The 17,176-nt window shown below is 60.0% G+C and carries 13 protein-coding genes and 1 riboswitch; of the genes, 12 read left to right on the top strand and 1 reads right to left on the bottom strand.

Features of this window, described 5'->3' with window-relative positions; translation table 11 throughout:
- Positions 1-272: 272 nt before the first annotated feature.
- From codB to hemB, 10 genes are all read left to right on the top strand, one after another.
- The gene (codB, locus tag LG31_RS0102280) at positions 273-1,517 is read left to right on the top strand and encodes a cytosine permease (protein WP_033112891.1); all 1,245 of its coding nucleotides are present in this window, start codon (positions 273-275) and stop codon (positions 1,515-1,517) included.
- The gene (locus LG31_RS0102275) at positions 1,511-2,776 is read left to right on the top strand and encodes a cytosine deaminase (RefSeq protein ID WP_033112890.1); all 1,266 of its coding nucleotides are present in this window, start codon (positions 1,511-1,513) and stop codon (positions 2,774-2,776) included. Before codB ends, LG31_RS0102275 begins: the two co-directional genes overlap by 7 nt.
- A gap of 350 nt (positions 2,777-3,126) precedes the next feature.
- On the top strand, positions 3,127-3,879 hold the full coding sequence (ubiE, locus tag LG31_RS0102270) for a bifunctional demethylmenaquinone methyltransferase/2-methoxy-6-polyprenyl-1,4-benzoquinol methylase UbiE (RefSeq protein WP_033112889.1): 753 nt from the start codon (positions 3,127-3,129) through the stop codon (positions 3,877-3,879).
- Between the two features lie 8 nt (positions 3,880-3,887).
- Entirely contained in the window at positions 3,888-4,496 is a 609-nt protein-coding gene (locus LG31_RS0102265; protein WP_033112888.1) for a ubiquinone biosynthesis accessory factor UbiJ, read from the top strand.
- Positions 4,496-6,136: a ubiquinone biosynthesis regulatory protein kinase UbiB gene (ubiB, locus tag LG31_RS0102260; RefSeq protein WP_033112887.1), complete on the top strand. Its 1,641-nt coding sequence runs from the start codon at positions 4,496-4,498 to the stop codon at positions 6,134-6,136. The genes LG31_RS0102265 and ubiB overlap by 1 nt, the downstream gene beginning before the upstream one ends.
- A 42-nt stretch (positions 6,137-6,178) precedes the next feature.
- Positions 6,179-6,430, top strand: a complete 252-nt coding sequence (gene tatA, locus LG31_RS0102255; protein ID WP_033112886.1) for a Sec-independent protein translocase subunit TatA — start codon at positions 6,179-6,181, stop codon at positions 6,428-6,430.
- A gap of 3 nt (positions 6,431-6,433) precedes the next feature.
- Complete coding sequence (gene tatB / locus LG31_RS0102250) at positions 6,434-6,883, top strand: Sec-independent protein translocase protein TatB (protein ID WP_033112885.1); 450 nt, start codon at positions 6,434-6,436, stop codon at positions 6,881-6,883.
- Positions 6,880-7,635, top strand: coding sequence for a twin-arginine translocase subunit TatC (tatC, locus tag LG31_RS0102245; RefSeq protein ID WP_033112884.1), 756 nt, complete (start codon positions 6,880-6,882; stop codon positions 7,633-7,635). Before tatB ends, tatC begins: the two co-directional genes overlap by 4 nt.
- Positions 7,636-7,746: 111 nt before the next feature.
- Positions 7,747-8,532, top strand: coding sequence for a TatD family hydrolase (locus LG31_RS0102240; RefSeq protein ID WP_033112883.1), 786 nt, complete (start codon positions 7,747-7,749; stop codon positions 8,530-8,532).
- 3 nt (positions 8,533-8,535) lie between these two features.
- Positions 8,536-9,552: a porphobilinogen synthase gene (gene hemB, locus LG31_RS0102235; protein WP_033112882.1), complete on the top strand. Its 1,017-nt coding sequence runs from the start codon at positions 8,536-8,538 to the stop codon at positions 9,550-9,552.
- A 65-nt stretch (positions 9,553-9,617) separates the two neighbouring features.
- Here the strand turns inward: hemB and LG31_RS21750 are convergent, their stop codons facing one another.
- Entirely contained in the window at positions 9,618-11,813 is a 2,196-nt protein-coding gene (locus tag LG31_RS21750; protein WP_033112881.1) for an immunoglobulin-like domain-containing protein, read from the bottom strand.
- A 54-nt stretch (positions 11,814-11,867) separates the two neighbouring features.
- A riboswitch (cyclic di-GMP riboswitch) is annotated at positions 11,868-11,953 on the bottom strand.
- Between the two features lie 424 nt (positions 11,954-12,377).
- On the opposite strand from LG31_RS21750, the gene prlC reads away from it, so the two are divergent.
- Together prlC and LG31_RS0102220 are read left to right on the top strand one after the other, a co-directional pair.
- A complete protein-coding gene (prlC, locus tag LG31_RS0102225) occupies positions 12,378-14,420 on the top strand; it encodes an oligopeptidase A (protein ID WP_033112880.1) in 2,043 nt (680 codons plus the stop codon).
- 206 nt (positions 14,421-14,626) lie between these two features.
- Positions 14,627-17,176 carry a putative bifunctional diguanylate cyclase/phosphodiesterase gene (locus tag LG31_RS0102220; protein WP_033112879.1) on the top strand — a complete coding sequence of 850 codons (2,550 nt, stop codon included), beginning with the start codon at positions 14,627-14,629 and terminating at the stop codon, positions 17,174-17,176.

Here is a 17,176-nt window from a genome sequence, read left to right as displayed (position 1 = left end):
TTCTGGGTATCAGCACCATTAAAGAGAAAGCCTCCCTGAAAAGGGAGGCTTTTTTGCATCTGTCACTTTCTAAAAAATCTCCTCATATTCTTTACCTCCAATACTTTCCTCTGTTTGTAGCCTGCACCATTTTCCTGCTGATTTGAGTCCCAATGTGTTACTCATTTGACTGCTATTGATGGTTTTAGCCAGATATTTAACCATGATTGATTGACGTAAAACGTTTTACATGTAGAATCCGGCGCGTTTTGCCTATTACGTGGAGAAAGAGCATGGCGCAGGATAACGAATACTGTTTGGGGGCGGTTCCCGCTAAAGGGCGCAAAGGTGTGCTGTCACTGATGCTGGTGATGCTCGGCCTGACCTTCTTCTCTGCCAGCATGTGGACCGGTGGTGCGCTGGGCACCGGCTTGGTGTTCGATGATTTCATCAAGGCGGTACTGCTCGGCAATTTGCTGCTGGGTATCTACACCGCTTGTCTTGGTTATATCGGTGCTTCAACCGGTCTCTCTACCCATCTGCTGGCGCGTTACTCGTTTGGTGTGAAAGGTTCCTGGCTGCCATCCCTGCTGCTGGGCGGTACTCAGGTCGGCTGGTTCGGCGTCGGTGTGGCGATGTTTGCGCTGCCGGTGCAGAAGGCGACCGGCATTGATGTGAACTGGCTGATCGCCATTTCGGGCATTCTGATGACGGTGACCGTCTACTTCGGGATCTCCGCCCTGATGGTGTTGAGCTTTGTGGCCGTACCGGCCATTGCGCTGCTCGGTGGTTACTCGGTCTGGTTGGCAGTGACCTCGACCGGTGGCATGGCTGCACTGCAGCAGGTACAACCAAGCAGTCCCATCGAGTTCACCACGGCGTTGACCATGGTGGTCGGTTCCTTTATCAGTGCAGGAACCCTGACCGCCGACTTTGTTCGATTTGGTCGCAAACCCTGGGGCGCCGTCATGATTACCATGGTGGCGTTTTTTTTGGGCAACACGCTGATGTTCGTCTTCGGTGCAGCCGGCGCGGCGGTGACCGGGCAGGCCGATATCTCGGAAGTGATGCTGATGCAGGGGCTGCTGATCCCCGCCATTCTGGTGCTCGGCCTCAATATCTGGACCACCAACGACAACGCCCTCTACGCCTCCGGCCTCGGTTTTGCCAACATTACCGGTCTCAAGAGCAAGCCCCTCAGCGTGATCAACGGTCTGATCGGTACCGCCTGTGCCCTCTGGCTCTATAACAACTTTGTCGGCTGGCTGGCCTTTTTGAGTACGGCAATTCCCCCGATTGGTGGCATTATCATCATGGATTTCATGCTCAATCGTGAGCGTTACCGTCAGTTTGCCGATCAGCAGTTCGAGACGGTGCGCTGGCAGGCGCTGGTCGCCACGGCAGTCGGGGTGGCTGTCGGCAAGTGGCTGCCGGGCATAGTGCCACTGAACGCGGTATTGGGCGCCGCCTTCACCTATTTCATTCTGGTTCGCCTCACCCAGCGGCCGGTTCTGGTACAGGAAGCTAGCAAATGCTGATTCAACATATTCGTTTGGCCGATCGGGAAGGGTTGTGGCAGATCCGCTGTCAGGATGGGTTCATCACCGCCATCGAACCCCATGACGAACATGCCGTCGCCGGTCGGGTGCTGGACGGGGAGGGCGGTCTGGCGATCGCTCCTTTTATCGAACCCCATATTCACCTCGATACCACCCAGACGGCCGGCGAGCCGAGCTGGAACCTCTCCGGCACCCTGTTCGAGGGGATCGAGCGCTGGGCCGAGCGCAAGGCGCTGCTGACCCATGAGGATGTGAAACAGCGTGCCGTCCAGACGCTGAAGTGGCAGATCGCCAACGGCATCCAGTTTGTGCGTACTCACGTTGATGTCTCCGACCCCAATCTGGTCGCGCTCAAGGCGATGCTGGAAGTGCGGGAGGAGATGAAGGAGTGGGTCGAGCTGCAGATAGTGGCCTTCCCGCAGGAGGGGATCCTCTCCTACCCCAACGGCAAGGCACTGCTGGAGGAGGCGCTCAAGCTGGGGGCCGATGTGATTGGTGCGATTCCCCACTTCGAGTTTACTCGGGAATATGGCGTCGAAAGTCTGCACTACATCTTCGATCTTGCCGAGAAGTATCAGGTTCTGGTCGATGTGCACTGTGACGAAATCGATGACGAGCAGTCCCGCTTTATCGAGACGCTGGCGACCCTAGCCTACGAGCGGGGTATCGGCCATCGGGTCACCGCCAGTCACACTACCGCCATGCACTCCTACAACGGCGCTTATGCTTCCCGCCTATTCCGGCTGCTCAAGATGGCAGGCATCAACTTTGTGGCCAATCCGCTGGTGAACATTCACCTGCAGGGGCGGTTCGATACCTATCCCAAACGCCGCGGCATTACCCGGGTGAAGGAGATGCTGGAGGCGAACATCAACGTCTGCTTCGGCCATGACGACGTGTTCGATCCCTGGTATCCCATGGGCACCGCCAACATGTTGCAGGTGCTTCATATGGGGCTGCATGTCTGCCAAATCATGGGCTACGAGCAGATTAACGACGGTTTGAAGCTGATCAGCAGCCACAGCGCCCGCACCCTGAACGTGCAGGATCGCTATGGTATCGAGGTAGGCAAACCGGCCAACTTGCTGGTCCTGCCTGCCGACAATGGCTTCGATGCGGTGCGCCGTCAGGTGCCGGTGCGTTACTCGATCCGCCACGGCAAGGTGATTGCCCAGACCCGGCCAGCCCAGACCGAGATCGTGTTGGGTCAGCCTGAGCCCATCGATTTTCGCCGCTGAGTTTTCAATCAGGCCGGATGGCGATTAGTTCCCTCGCTGGGCACAAGGGCCGCCATTGCGACATAATGGCGGCCTTGAGGGAGTGATGCCATGCAAGCCTGGTTCTATGTTGCGATTGGGGGCGCTTCGGCGTCTTGACCAGCTTATCCTCCTTTTCCCTCGATACCAGTGGTGCTGGCCCGACACGACGCCTCTCTGACGTCGCTGCTCAATATCGGTCTCAATCTGTGCCTTTGTCTGGCCATGGTCATGCTCGGCATGCAGATGGTTGCGAGCCGGGTTTAAGGTGTCCGCACGCCATTGGCTCTGGTAAACTGGCGGCCATTCTTTGTTCTATGGGTGTTTAAGGGATGTCAGAACAAGCTACGACAACGCATTTCGGCTTTAAAACCGTGGCCGCGACCGAGAAAGAGACTCTGGTGGCAGGCGTCTTCCATTCGGTGGCAGCCAAGTATGATCTGATGAACGATCTGATGTCGTTCGGCATCCACCGCCTGTGGAAGCGCTTCACCATCGACTGCTCCGGCGTGCGCAAGGGACAGAAGGTGCTGGATCTGGCCGGTGGTACCGGTGATCTGACCGCCAAGTTCTCCCGCATCGTTGGCGACACCGGTCAGGTGGTGCTGGCGGATATCAACGACTCCATGCTGAAAGTGGGCCGCGACAAGCTGCGCAATCTGGGGGTGGCCAACAACGTCTCCTACGTCCAGGCTAACGCCGAGGCGCTCCCGTTCCCGGATAACCACTTCGACATCATCACCATCGGCTTCGGCCTGCGCAACGTCACCGACAAGGACAAGGCGCTCGCCTCCATGTTCCGGGTGCTCAAGCCGGGCGGCCGTCTGCTGGTGCTGGAGTTCTCCAAGCCGGTCAGCGAAGTGATCGCCAAGCTGTACGATCTCTACTCCTTCAAACTGCTGCCGAAAATGGGCGAAATCGTCGCGAACGACAGCGAAAGTTACAAATACCTGGCGGAGTCGATCCGCATGCACCCAGATCAGCAGACCCTGGCCGGCATGATGGAAAATGTCGGTTTCGAACAGGTTGAGTACTTCAACCTGACTCAGGGCGTGGTCGCCCTGCACCGCGGTTACAAGTTTTAAGGTTGCCTATGCCGATGGATGCCATGGTCACCGCCGTGATCGAAACCAGCCTCAATCAGTTGCTGGGGCTGGACAAAGAGAGCCCGGAGCGGCTGCGCAAGCTGGCAGGCAAGGTACTCAAGCTGGAGCTGCGTGAACTCAAGCCACTCTGGTTTGTCTTCTCCGGGCGCCGGCTGGATGTGCTGGCCAGTTATGAAGGGGAGGCGGATGCAGTGCTCAGCCTCTCCCTGACCGCTCTCGGCCTGCTCAAGGAGCCCTCCGCCCTGACCCGCTATATCCGCGAGGAGAAGCTGGATCTGAGCGGTGACCCCCAGCTGGTACAGGCATTCAGCGTGCTGTTGGGTGAGCTCGATATCGACTGGGAAGAGGAGCTATCCCGCTATACCGGCGATGTCGTGGCCCACTCCCTGTTCAGCGGTGCCCGTCAGGCGCGTCGTCTGGTCGGCCGCGAACTGTGCCGCAGCCAGCGTCAGCTGGCGGAATATCTGACTGAAGAGATCCGCCTCGCCCCCGGCCCGCTGGAAGTGGCGAGCTTCAACGATGATGTCGAGGTGCTGGCTCAGCAGCTCAAGGCCGTTGAACTGCGGCTGGCTCGACTCGAACAGCAGGTGGCCTGATGACCCCGAAAGAGTTCAAACGCCTCTATCGCATCATCACCATCCTGCTGGAGCGGGGCATCGACGAGTTGGTGCCCGCTCGCTATCAACCCTGGCCGGGTCGTCTGGCCCGCCGCTCCCTGTTCTGGCTCAAGAACCAGCAACCGGATCTCAGCCGCGGCGCCCGCATCCGCCTCGCCTTCGAGGCCCTTGGCCCCATCTTCATCAAGTTCGGCCAGATGCTCTCGACCCGCCGCGACCTGCTGCCGCCAGACATCGCCGAGGAGCTGGCCCTGCTGCAGGACAGGGTGCCCCCCTTCTGCGGTCAGGCGGCGCGTCAGCAGATTGAGCGCAGTCTGGGTTGCCCTATCGAGACCCTGTTTGACGACTTCGACGAGACGCCGCTGGCGTCGGCCTCCATCGCTCAGGTGCATACCGCCCGGCTGAAAGAGAGTGGCCGCGAGATCGTCATCAAGGTGATCCGTCCCGACATCGAGCCGGTCATCGACGCCGATCTGCGCTTGATGCGGGCTCTGGCCCGTCTGGTAGCGCGCTTTGTGCCGCAGAGTGCGCGGCTGCGCCCCATCGAGGTGGTGGAGGAGTATCGCAAGACCATCCTCGACGAGCTCAATCTGATGCGGGAGGCGGCCAACGCCATCCAGCTGCGGCGCAACTTCACCGGCTCCGAGGCGCTCTATGTACCTGAAATCATCACCGATCTCTGCCGCGAGCAGGTGCTGGTGATGGAGCGCATCTACGGCATACCTGTCTCCGATATTGCTGCGCTGGAAGCCAACGGTACCAACATGAAGCTGCTGGCCGAGCGCGGGGTGGAGGTATTCTTCACCCAGGTGTTCCGCGACAGCTTCTTCCACGCCGATATGCACCCGGGCAACATCTTCGTCTCCTATGAACACCCGGAGAACCCGCTCTGGATCGGTATCGACTGCGGCATCGTCGGTACCCTCAACCGGGAAGACAAACGCTATCTGGCGGAGAACTTCCTCGCCTTCTTCAACCGTGACTATCGCCGGGTGGCGGAGCTGCACGTGGAGTCGGGCTGGGTGCCGGCAGATACCAAGGTGGACGAGTTCGAGTTCGCCATCCGCACCGTGCTGGAGCCCATTTTCGAGAAGCCGCTCTCCGAGATCTCGTTCGGTCACGTGCTACTCAACCTGTTCAACACTGCGCGCCGCTTCCATATGGCGGTACAGCCGCAGCTGGTGCTGCTGCAGAAGACCCTGCTCTATGTGGAGGGGCTGGGTCGCCAGCTCTACCCGCAGCTCGATTTGTGGCAGACCGCCAAGCCGTTCCTCGAAAACTGGATGCACGAGCAGGTGGGGCCCAAGTCGGTATTGAATGCCATCAAGGAGAAGGCGCCGTTCTGGGCAGAGAAGCTGCCGGAGCTGCCGGAACTGGTCTATGAGACCCTGCGTCAGACCCGCCATCAGCAGCACCACTTCGACCAGATGTTTGCCGAGTTTCGGCGCCACAGTCGTCGCCAGGGGCAGGCACGCTACCTCTTAGGGGTGGGAGCCAGCCTGCTATTGGCGGGTGTATTCTTGCTGACCCAAAAACAACACATCGAGTGGGGACAAATCAGCCTCACCGGTGCCGGGATCTGCTGGCTGCTTGGCTGGCTGCGAACCCGTTCCCATTAAACAAAAACCGCGTCATCAGGCGCCTGCTCTGGAGAGAAAGTCATGGGTGGTATCAGTATTTGGCAATTGTTGATCATTGCAGTCATCGTCGTACTGCTGTTCGGTACCAAGAAACTGCGCGGGATCGGTGGCGATCTGGGTGCGGCGGTCAAAGGCTTCAAAAAGGCGCTGGCCGATGAGCCTAGCGATGCCAAGCCGCAACAGAATGATGCCGAGTTTCCGCCGAAGCAGCTGAACGAAACGGCTAACCAGAACGCCGAGACCGCCAAGCAGAAAGACAAAGATCAGGCCTAAGCCATGTTCGATATCGGTTTTTGGGAGCTGGTGGTTATCGCCGTGGTGGCGCTGGTGGTGCTGGGGCCGGAACGGCTGCCCAGCGCCATCCGTACGACGACGCACTGGATCCGCCTCATCCGCTCCACCGCCAACTCGGTCAAGGCCGAGCTGGAGCAGGAGCTCAAGCTGCAAGAGCTGCACAACGACCTGAAGAAGGCCGAACAGCTGCAGATGAACAACCTGAGCCCCGAGCTGCAGGAGTCCATCGAACAGCTCAAGGCGGCGGCCCAGTCGGTCAACCGCCCCTATCAGGTCGAGAACGAGATCCGTCCCCCCGTCGCAGAGCCTGTTGCTCCCGTCGAGCCAGTGGCTCAGGTTGCCCAGGTGAATGACGAGGTGCCGCCGGTCAACAGCCAGCAGGAGCATGAAGTAGTGAACGAGCCGGTCAGCAAAGGGGAGGTGAAGCCATGAGTCAGGCAGAACAACCCCTGATCAGCCATCTGGTGGAGCTGAGAACCCGCCTGTTGCGGTCGGTGACGGCCATCCTGCTGGTCTTTCTGGCGCTGATCTACTTCTCCAACAACATCTACGACTTTGTGGCGCAGCCGCTGTTGAGCCAGCTGCCGGCAGGCACCAGCATGATAGCGACGGATGTGGCGACCCCCTTCCTGACGCCTATCAAGCTGACGCTGGTGGTCTCCTTCTTCGTGGCGATTCCCTATCTGCTCTATCAGGCCTGGGCCTTCATCGCCCCCGGTCTGTACCAGCATGAACGGCGCCTGATCATGCCGTTGGTGGTCTCCAGTGCGCTGCTGTTTTACGCGGGGATGGCGTTTGCCTATTACGTGGTGTTCCCGCTGGTATTCGGCTTCTTCACCAGTACCGCCCCCGCCGGGGTGACGGTGGCGACCGACATCGCCAGCTATCTGGACTTCGTACTGACCCTGTTCTTCGCGTTCGGGGTGGCGTTCGAAATTCCGGTGGCCACCATCCTGCTCTGCTGGACCGGGGTAACAAGTCCCAAGAGCCTGCGGGAGAAGCGTCCCTACGTTATCGTCGGGGTGTTTGTGGTCGGCATGCTGCTGACGCCGCCCGATGTCTTCTCCCAGACGCTGCTCGCGATACCCATGTGGGGCTTGTGGGAGCTGGGTCTCTTCTTCGCCCGTTTCTACGTGAAAGAAGAGAGCGAAGAGAAGCAGGAACAGACTGAAGAGGGGAGCTAAGGCTCCCTTCCTCTTTTCATGCTCCCGTTCGAGGCGTATGGTAAGGCCCCATTCGGTAGATGGTTTTCAAATACCTGATATGTATTCCTTTTGTCTGGAACTCTTCATCCCATGATCGATATCGGTTTAAACCTGACCAGCAGCCAGTTTGCCGGCGAGCAGGCTGAGCTGGTGGCCCGTGCTCGTGCTGCCGGAGTGGAAGCGCTGATCCTGACCGGTACCGATCTGGAAGGCAGCCACGAGAGCGCCGAGTTGGCCGCCCGCTGGCCGGGCTACTGCTTCTCCACTGCCGGGATCCATCCCCATGACGCCAAGAGTGTCGATGAGGCGACCCTGCCCGCCCTGCGCGAGCTGGCGGCGCTGCCGCAGGTGGTGGCCATCGGCGAGTGTGGGCTCGACTACAACCGCGACTTCTCCCCCCGCCCGGTGCAGGACGCGGTATTTGACGCCCAGCTGGCGCTGGCCGCCGAGCTCGGGATGCCGGTGTTTCTCCACTGCCGCGATGCGCACGCCCGTTTCATCGAGATCCTCCATCCCTGGTTGCCGAAACTACCGGGAGCCGTGCTGCATTGCTTCACCGGTTCCGATGAAGAGCTGGACGAGTGTCTGGCGCTGGGGCTGCATATCGGGGTGACTGGCTGGCTCTGCGACGAACGTCGCGGCCAGTTGCTGCGCGAGCAGGTGGCCCGCATTCCGGCTGGCCGCCTGATGATCGAGACCGACGCCCCCTATCTGGTGCCGCGGGATCTGAAACCGCGCCCGAAACGCAACGAACCTGCTTTTTTGCCGCACATCGCCCAGGTGGTGGCGGCCTGTCGTGGTGAAGCGCCCGAGGCCTTGCTGGCCCACACCCGGGCCACCTCCGCCGCGTTCTTCCAACTTCCTCTCCAGGAGTGATTCATGGCTACAACTCTTCCGGGCGCCTTTCCGGGCCGCCGCCTGCGCCGTCTGCGCAAACATGATTTCAGCCGTCGTCTGGTGCGCGAGAACGTACTGACCGTCAACGATCTCATCTATCCGGTGTTCGTGCTGGAGGGGGAGAACCGTCGGGAAGCCGTTCCCTCCATGCCGGGGGTGGAGCGTCTCTCCATCGATCTGCTGCTGGAAGAGGCTGCCGAACTGGTAGAGCTGGGCGTGCCCGCCATTGCCCTGTTCCCGGTCACCCCGCTGGAGAGCAAGAGCCTGATGGCGGAAGAGGCCTACAACCCGAACGGACTGGCCCAGCGCACCGTGCGTGCTCTCAAGGCCCGCTTCCCGGAGCTGGGGGTCATCACCGACGTGGCGCTCGATCCGTTCACCACCCACGGTCAGGACGGCATCATCGATGACGAAGGCTATGTGCTGAACGACATCACCACCGAGATCCTGATCAAGCAGGCGCTCTCCCATGCCGAGGCCGGGGTAGATATAGTCGCGCCGTCCGACATGATGGATGGCCGCATCGGTGCCATCCGCGCTGCACTGGAAGAGAACGGCTTCATCAACACCCAGATCATGGCCTATTCCGCCAAGTACGCCTCCTGCTACTACGGCCCGTTCCGCGATGCGGTCGGCTCCGCCGGTAACCTTGGCAAGAGCAACAAGGCTACCTACCAGATGGATCCGGCCAACAGCAATGAAGCCCTGCACGAAGTGGCGCTGGATATTCAGGAAGGGGCCGACAGCGTGATGGTCAAGCCGGGCATGCCCTATCTGGACGTGATCCGTCAGGTGAAGGATCAGTTCGGCGTGCCGACCTTTGCCTATCAGGTGAGTGGCGAGTACGCCATGCACATGGCAGCGATCCAGAATGGCTGGCTGAAAGAGAAGGAGTGCATCATGGAGTCCCTGCTCTGCTTCAAGCGGGCCGGGGCCGACGGCATCCTTACCTACTTCGCCAAGCGCGTGGCGCAGTGGCTGAAGGAAGATGCCCGCTAAGCGGGATGAAGGGAATAAACGAGAGGGGGAGCCGATGGCTCCCCCTCTTTGTTATGGCTGGCTGATTACAACTTGGTCCAGGCATCGCTCCAGGCAGTGCCGGTACCCGGTGCATAGTGGCTGCTGGAGCCGCCACACCAGCCGCTGTAGGGCCAGGGTTTGCACTCATAGTTGCCACCGGCATTGCTGACCCGATCACCGGCCTGATAGCTGGTGTTGGGGGCGTAGGCCGGGTAGTCACCATCGTTGCCGCCGTTGTCGCTTTCTTCAGCCAGGGTGACCGGGAAGCGCTGCACCACCGGCTGCTGGCCATCTGCCAGACCGCTGATCACGACTTCGTAGCTGCCATCGGTCACATTGCTACCCTGCAGTACCAGAGGGCTGGTGCCGTTCACCTTGCTGCTGTTGGTGCCATGGCTGCGGCCGTTCTGCTCCAGAGTTGCAGAGATCTGCACCGGGTTGGCGGTGGTGATGTTGAAGCGGATGGTGACCTGACCGTTGACAATGGTGTAGTCGGAACCCATGGCGCTGACGGTGAAGTCGCTGCTGCCGATCACCGGCGGCTTCTCGCCACCATCGCAGTCGCTGTCTCCCTGCAGACGCCAGACGCCCCACTCACCGGTCGTACCCGGCTCGTCGTTCTGGGTCCACCACTCGGCGCGCCAGCTCTTGCCGTTGTGGCTGACGATGTCGCCGCCGACGTAGGTCTTTTTGGCATCCCAGCTGTTCTGACAGATGGCGCCCTGCTCCCTGACGGTCACGTTGCGCAGCTGGGTTACCTGCTGGTTGGCACTGTCGCTCACCTGATAGGTGAGGGTGTAGCGGCCTACCTTGCTGCTGTCGACGTTGCCGCTGACCTGAATGTTGGCGGTCAGATCGCCATCTTCCTCATCGTGGGCGCTGACGCCGGCCATGGCGTTGAACGGCGTACCGAGCTCGATAGTGGTGTCCGCAATACCGGTAAAGACCGGCTTCATGCTGTAGACCTCGACGGTGCGAATCTGCTCGGTGGTCTGGTTGTCGCTGTCGCTCACCTTGTAGGTGAGGGGATAGAGGCCGATGCGCTGGGTATCGACGCTCCCTTCCACCTGGATCTGACCGGTCAGATCGCCATCTTCCTTGTCACTGGCGCTGACGCCGGCCAGCGGGTCAAAGCGGGTGCCGTGCTTGACGCGGGCATCGCTCAGGCCACTGAACACCGGCTTGCCGTTCTCGTCCGGCGGGGTGATGTTCTGATCGTGGATGAAGGGGCCGTAGCTCTTGATGAAGGCTTCGTTGTAAGCCTGACCGGCCGCGTTGCGACCCATGTCCCAGTTGATGGACCAGGTCATCACGCCGCGCAGGGGCTGACCCTGACTCTTGAGGCGGTTGAAGGCGTCGAAGAGATCCTGCGGATTCTTGACGTAACCGGTGGCGGCCGCATCGATATTGGCCGGGATACCGAATACCAGCTTGTCGTGGGGGATCTTGTAGTAGCCGCGGCTGCCGTTGATGAGAGAGTCCGCCATGTAGTAGATGAACTCCTCTTTCAGGGCATCGTTGTTCTGGGCGATCCAGCCTACCCCGTCGATCCAGATGCCGTCGCCACCCTGGTTGTAGAACTGGGGATTGATCCAGTCGTAGTAGCCTTCCAGTGCCCGCAGATAGGGGGTATAGAGACCGCTGGCGGTCAGGTAGGGGAACTCAGGCGCCATGGTGATGAGGAAGTTTTTCCCCTGCGCGCGGTAGTGGTCCTTGACCAGCCGCAGGGCAGCCGGGATCACGGTCTGGTTGTTGGCGGCAGTGATGGCGGACTGCTCCAGATCGATATCCAGACCGTCGAAGCCATAGGTCTCCACCAGACGGATGATCTCGTCGGCGAAGGCCTGCTCCTGACCGGTACGCAGCTCGATATGGGCATCGGCACCGCCCAGCGCCAGCAGCACGGAGCGGCCTTGGCTGTTCAGCAGGGCAATTTGCTCGATAAACTGGCTCTCGCTCATGCCGGTAGCCGGGTCGAGCTTGAAGGTGGGGATGGGATCGCTGCCATACACCTTCATGAAGGAGACATCGACCACGTTGTATTGCGGATTGACCTGGTCGAGCTTGACGCAGGGAGCGGTACCGCCCTGATAGCCAGAGCCACCGCACCAGTTGTGCCAGTAACCCACGACGACTCCGGATTGGGGATTGACCATGGCCTGACCGGCCGAGGCGGCCTGCGCCATGGGGGCGCCCATGCCGAGCAGACAGCCCAGCAGGGATAACTTCAATTTGTTCATCTTGATATCTCCATACAGTACAAACGGAGCGTACAGCTATGGCCGAACGCTCCTGGGGGCAGCCCCGCTGTCATAGGAAATCTCCCTTAGACCGGTGGCTTTGCGTCGTGCCCTTTCGGGTCACTTTGCCTTTTTCACCCGTTCTCCGTGCGGCACGGAGAATCAAGTGACCTGAGTAACAGGCTGCTTATGATATGCACTTAAAAACAAATTAATCAACGTATGTACATGATTTGTTTTAGTTATTAACTTATTGATTAATTATTTTCCAAGTATGGAAAAGGCCGGTGATAGTCTGTTGTGACGTACTCCTTTGTCGATTGGATTTGGTCTGCTCCCTTGTTGTTCGAGAGTTGAAAAAGCCGTAAAAAGAGCAAAAAAGTACCGATTATTCATGCTGTTGCCGTCCAGTGTCTGGCAGAGAGGTGTTTGAGCTCACAAAGAGGGGAAAACCGTGCCGACAGGCGGATTGAAGCTTGATTATTGCGTGACTTGGCCACATGTTAGAGAACCATGAAGAGCTGCTAAAGCGGTCTGTTCAAGACCAAACAAGAGGTAACCGGGATGAATAACCCTTTGCTGTCAATGGATTCGCTGCCCCCTTTCAGCCAGATCCAGCCTGATCATGTACAGCCCGCCGTGACGCAGGCCATCGCCGATTGCAAACAGAAGATCAAGGATGTGCTGGCGCACTCCGAGCCCCACACCTGGGACAGCCTGATCGCCCCGCTGGAAGAGGTCAACGACCGTCTGGCGCGGATCTGGTCACCGGTCAGCCACCTCAACTCCGTGCTCAACAGCGAACCACTGCGCGCGGCCCACGATGCCTGTCTGCCGCTGCTCTCCGAATTCCAGACCTATGTCGGTCAACACGAGGGGCTCTATCAAGCCTATCTGGCGCTCTCCGAGAGCGATGATTTCCCGCGGCTTGGCGGCGCCCAGCGCAAGGAGATCCAGAACACCCTGCGCGACTTCCGCCTCTCCGGTATTGGTCTGCCTGCCGAGGCGCAGCAGCGCTACGGCGAAATTCAGGCCCGCCTCTCCGAGCTGGCTTCCCGCTTCAGCAACAACGTGCTGGATGCGACCCAGGGCTGGCACAAGCTGGTGGCCGATGAGGCTGAGCTGGCCGGTCTGCCGGAGAGCGTGCTGGCGGCGGCTCGCCAGATGGCCGAGTTCAAAGGCAAGGAGGGGTGGCTGTTCACGCTGGATATTCCCTCCTACCTGCCGGTGATGATGTATGCCGACAACCGCGAGCTGCGGGCCGAGATGTATGAAGCCTTCACCACCCGCGCTTCCGATCAGGGGCCCAATGCTGGCAAGTGGGACAACTCCGCCATCATGACCGAGCTGCTCACCCTGCGCAGCGAGCTGGCCCGGTTGTTGGGCTTTGCCAACTATGCCGAGCTGTCGCTGGCGACCAAGATGGCTGACAAGACCAGCCAGGTGGTGGATTTCCTCACCGATCTGGCGGCCAAATCCCTGCCGCAAGGCAAAGCAGAGCTGGAAGAGATCCGCGCCTTTGCCGCCGAACAACACGGCCAGAGCGAGCTGGCAGCCTGGGATCTCGCCTACTACGCCGAGAAGCTCAAGCAGCACAAATTCTCCATCTCCGACGAGCAGCTGCGCCCCTACTTCCCCGCCAACAAGGTGGTGAAGGGGTTGTTCGAAGTGGTCAAGCGGGTGTTCGGCATGAAAGTGCGCGAGCGCCTCGGCATCGACACCTGGCATCCGGATGTGCGCTTCTACGACATCTTCGATAGCGAGGACGAACTGCGTGGTAGCTTCTATCTCGATCTCTACGCCCGCGAGCACAAGCGGGGCGGAGCCTGGATGGATGTCTGCCTGGGTCGTCGCTACCGTCAGGATGGGTCGCTGCAAAAGCCGGTCGCCTACCTGACCTGCAACTTCAACGGCCCGGTGGATGGCAAGCCTGCGCTCTTTACCCATGACGAAGTGGTCACCCTGTTCCACGAATTCGGTCACGGCATTCACCACATGCTGACCCGGATCGACGTGGCTGGCGTGGCCGGCATCAACGGCGTGGCCTGGGATGCAGTCGAGTTGCCAAGCCAGTTCCTCGAGAACTGGTGCTGGGAGTCGGAAGCGCTGGCCTTTATCTCCGGCCATTACGAGACCGGCGAGCCGCTGCCTGCCGATCTGCTGGAGAAGATGCTGACAGCCCGCAACTTCCAGGCCGCCATGCAGATGCTGCGTCAGCTGGAGTTCGCTCTGTTCGACTTCCGTCTGCATCAGGAGTTTGATCCGGCCAAACCGGACCAGATCCCGGCGCTGCTGGACGAGGTGCGCAGCCAGGTGGCGGTAATGACGCCGCCGACGTTCAACCGCTTCCAGCACAGCTTCTCGCACATCTTTGCCGGCGGTTATGCGGCGGGCTATTACAGCTACAAGTGGGCGGAAGTGCTCTCTGCCGATGCCTTCTCCCGTTTCGAGGAGGAGGGGATCTTCAACCCTGCGACCGGCCAATCCTTCCTGCAGAACATTCTGGAGAAAGGGGGCTCGAAGGAGCCGATGGAGCTGTTCCGTGCCTTCCGCGGCCGGGAGCCAAAGGTCGATGCGCTGCTGCGCCATAGCGGGATTGCTGCATAACCTTTCATCCCCGCCGTAGCGGTGAGCTTCAAGCAGATACGCTTTTGCGGCATAGTGGGATCAAGGCGTGATTTTTGCCATAAAAAGGGACCTTTTGGTCCCTTTTCTCATGCCTTTTTAATATCTTGCTGAATGCATGTTTGCACTGCCCGCGCCTCTTAAGTAGAGTCGTGTTCTACATCTTCAAGGAGAGAAAGCCCCTTGCCATGAGGCGAGCACTCGATTCCGTCTATCAAATCATCTCCAGTCTGGCTCATTCGAGTGGTCAGGGATATTTCGATACCTTTGTGAGTGAAATCGCCGCGGTTGTGATGGCTGATGTCGTCCTGATCACAGCATGGGAACCAAACGCTGCCCAATTCAGGGCGCAGGCCGCTTATCCCTCCTGTCTTGAACCCGAATCCCTGCAACTGCCGCTAACCGGCTCGCCCGATGCCATCACCTGGCATGAGGGAGAAGCCTGGTTCAGCGACCGTCTGCTCCAGCTCTTCCCCCATGTGCCCCTCGCACAGGAGTGGCAGCCTCAGGCCTATGCCGGCATCGTGCTCAAGAACGCCGATGGCGAGCCCATCGGCATCTGCAGCCTGCTCTATCGCCAGCCGCAGGCCAACATGGGTAAGGTGATGGGGTTGCTCAAGCTGCTGGGGCCGTTGGCCGGTCGCGAGCTGGCCCTCCTGCTGCAGCGAGCGCAGCAACCGCTGCCCGATTCGCCCCATATGCTGCAGAGCATGCTCTCCCATGCGCCGGTCGGGATCGGCAAGCTGGACCTTGCCGGGCGAATCCTCTGGGCCAATCCGGCCATCGAGAAGATGCTGGGATACCCGCTCGATGAGTTGCTCCATCGCACCATCTCCGACATCAATCATCCCGAAGACTGGATGCGCAGTGCCGAATACTATGAGCAGATCTATCGTGGCGAGCGCAGCAGCTTCACCCAGGAGAAGCGCTACTTCTGCAAGGGCGGGGAAGTGCTGTGGGGGCGGGTGACGGTGACCCTTATTCGCGATGCTCTGCAGCAGCCGGATTATCTGATGGTGCTGCTGGAGAATATCGATCCCCTCAAGCGCCACGCCGAACAGCTCAAGCTATCCCACCGGGTCTATGACAACCTCTCCGAGGCGATCCTGGTGTGTGATGACGACAGCCGCATCATCTCGGTCAACCCGGCGTTCGAGCAGATCACCGGCTACAGCAGCGAGGAGGTGTGTGGCCAGCGCCCCAGCATCCTCAAGTCCGGCCTGCACGATCAGACCTTCTATGCCGACATGTACCACGCGCTGGAGCGGGTGGGGGTGTGGCGCGGCGAGGTGTGGAACAAGCGCAAGAACGGCAAGCTCTACCCGCAGCAGCTGATGATCAGCACCCTGCGAGAAGGGGGAAAGATCCAGCAATATATCGCCATTTTCAGCGATCTTTCCCAGACTAAGCTCGCCGAACAGAAGATCGCGGCACAGGCCAACTACGACAACCTCACCAGCCTGCCCAACCGCTGGCTGTTTGGTCGCTGTCTCGGCCGTTTCTGCGAGCGGGGCGAACGCTTCGCCCTGATGGTACTCGACCTCAACAACTTCAAGGCGGTCAACAACAGCATGGATCACCATGCCGGTGATGCCTTGTTGCGGGAGGTGTCGGATCGGTTGGTGAGCCGGGTGCGCACCGAGGATCTGGTGGCCCGCATCGGTGGCGACGAGTTCGCCTTTCTGGTGCCGGGCATAGTGACCCGCCGTCAGGCAGAGGTGTTTGCCAAGCAGGTGATCGGCAGCTTCGCCCGTCCCTTCATGCTGGCGAATCAGCACCTCTACGTGACGGCGACTGTGGGGATGACCCTCTGCCCCATCGATGGCAGCGAGAGCGACGAGCTGCTGCGCAACGCCGAGCAGGCGCTGTTTGCCGCCAAACGGCAGGGGCGACTGATCGGCACCTACTGCTCCACCATGCGGGAAGAGGTGCGCCAGCGCCATCAGATGCAGCAGGATCTGGCGGAGGCGATCAAGCAGGAACAGCTGACCATGGCCTACCAGCCCATCTGGGACAACCGCAGCGGGCGGGTGGCCAAGCTGGAGGCGCTGGTGCGCTGGTATCACCCCCAGTGGGGACAGGTTTCACCGGCCGAGTTCATCCCACTGGCGGAAGAGGCGGGGCTGATCCAGGGGCTGGGTTCATTGGTGCTGTGGCAGTCGTGTCGGGATCTGGCGCGTTTGCAGCGCTCCGGTTTTCCTGATCTGCAGATGTCGATCAATCGCTCCACCATGGAGTTCCAGACCATAGATCCGGAAGCGAGCGAATGGCTCAAGGTGATCCACCATTTTGAGCTCGATCCTGCCGACATCGTCATCGAAATTACCGAATCTCTGCTGATGGAGAGCAGCGATCAGCACAGGGTGCGGATCGATGCCCTGCGCGAGGCGGGTTGCAAGCTGGCCATCGATGACTTCGGCACCGGCTACTCGGCGCTTAACTATCTGCGCACATTCCCGGTCGATCTGGTCAAGATCGACCGATCTTTCGTGCGCCATATCCCCTTCAACGAGCAGGATCGCATGCTGCTCGACGGCATCATCAACATAGTGCACAACCTCGGGATGCAGGTGGTTATAGAAGGGGTGGAGACTCGCGAGCAGCTCAACTTCCTCTGCCAGAAGGGGTGTGCCTTTACTCAGGGTTATCTGCTCAGCCGTCCGCTCGCCTACGACGATCTCACCGAATACTTGCAGCTCAACGACAAGAACATGTTTTTGCAGGCTCGTTCCAGCTGA

Origin of the sequence: Aeromonas lacus (genome assembly GCF_000764665.1) — a bacterium.
In the GTDB taxonomy this organism is placed as follows: domain Bacteria; phylum Pseudomonadota; class Gammaproteobacteria; order Enterobacterales; family Aeromonadaceae; genus Aeromonas; species Aeromonas lacus.
The sequence above is the reverse complement of the archived record's forward strand: the minus strand, read 5'-3'. Positions and strand labels throughout refer to the sequence as shown.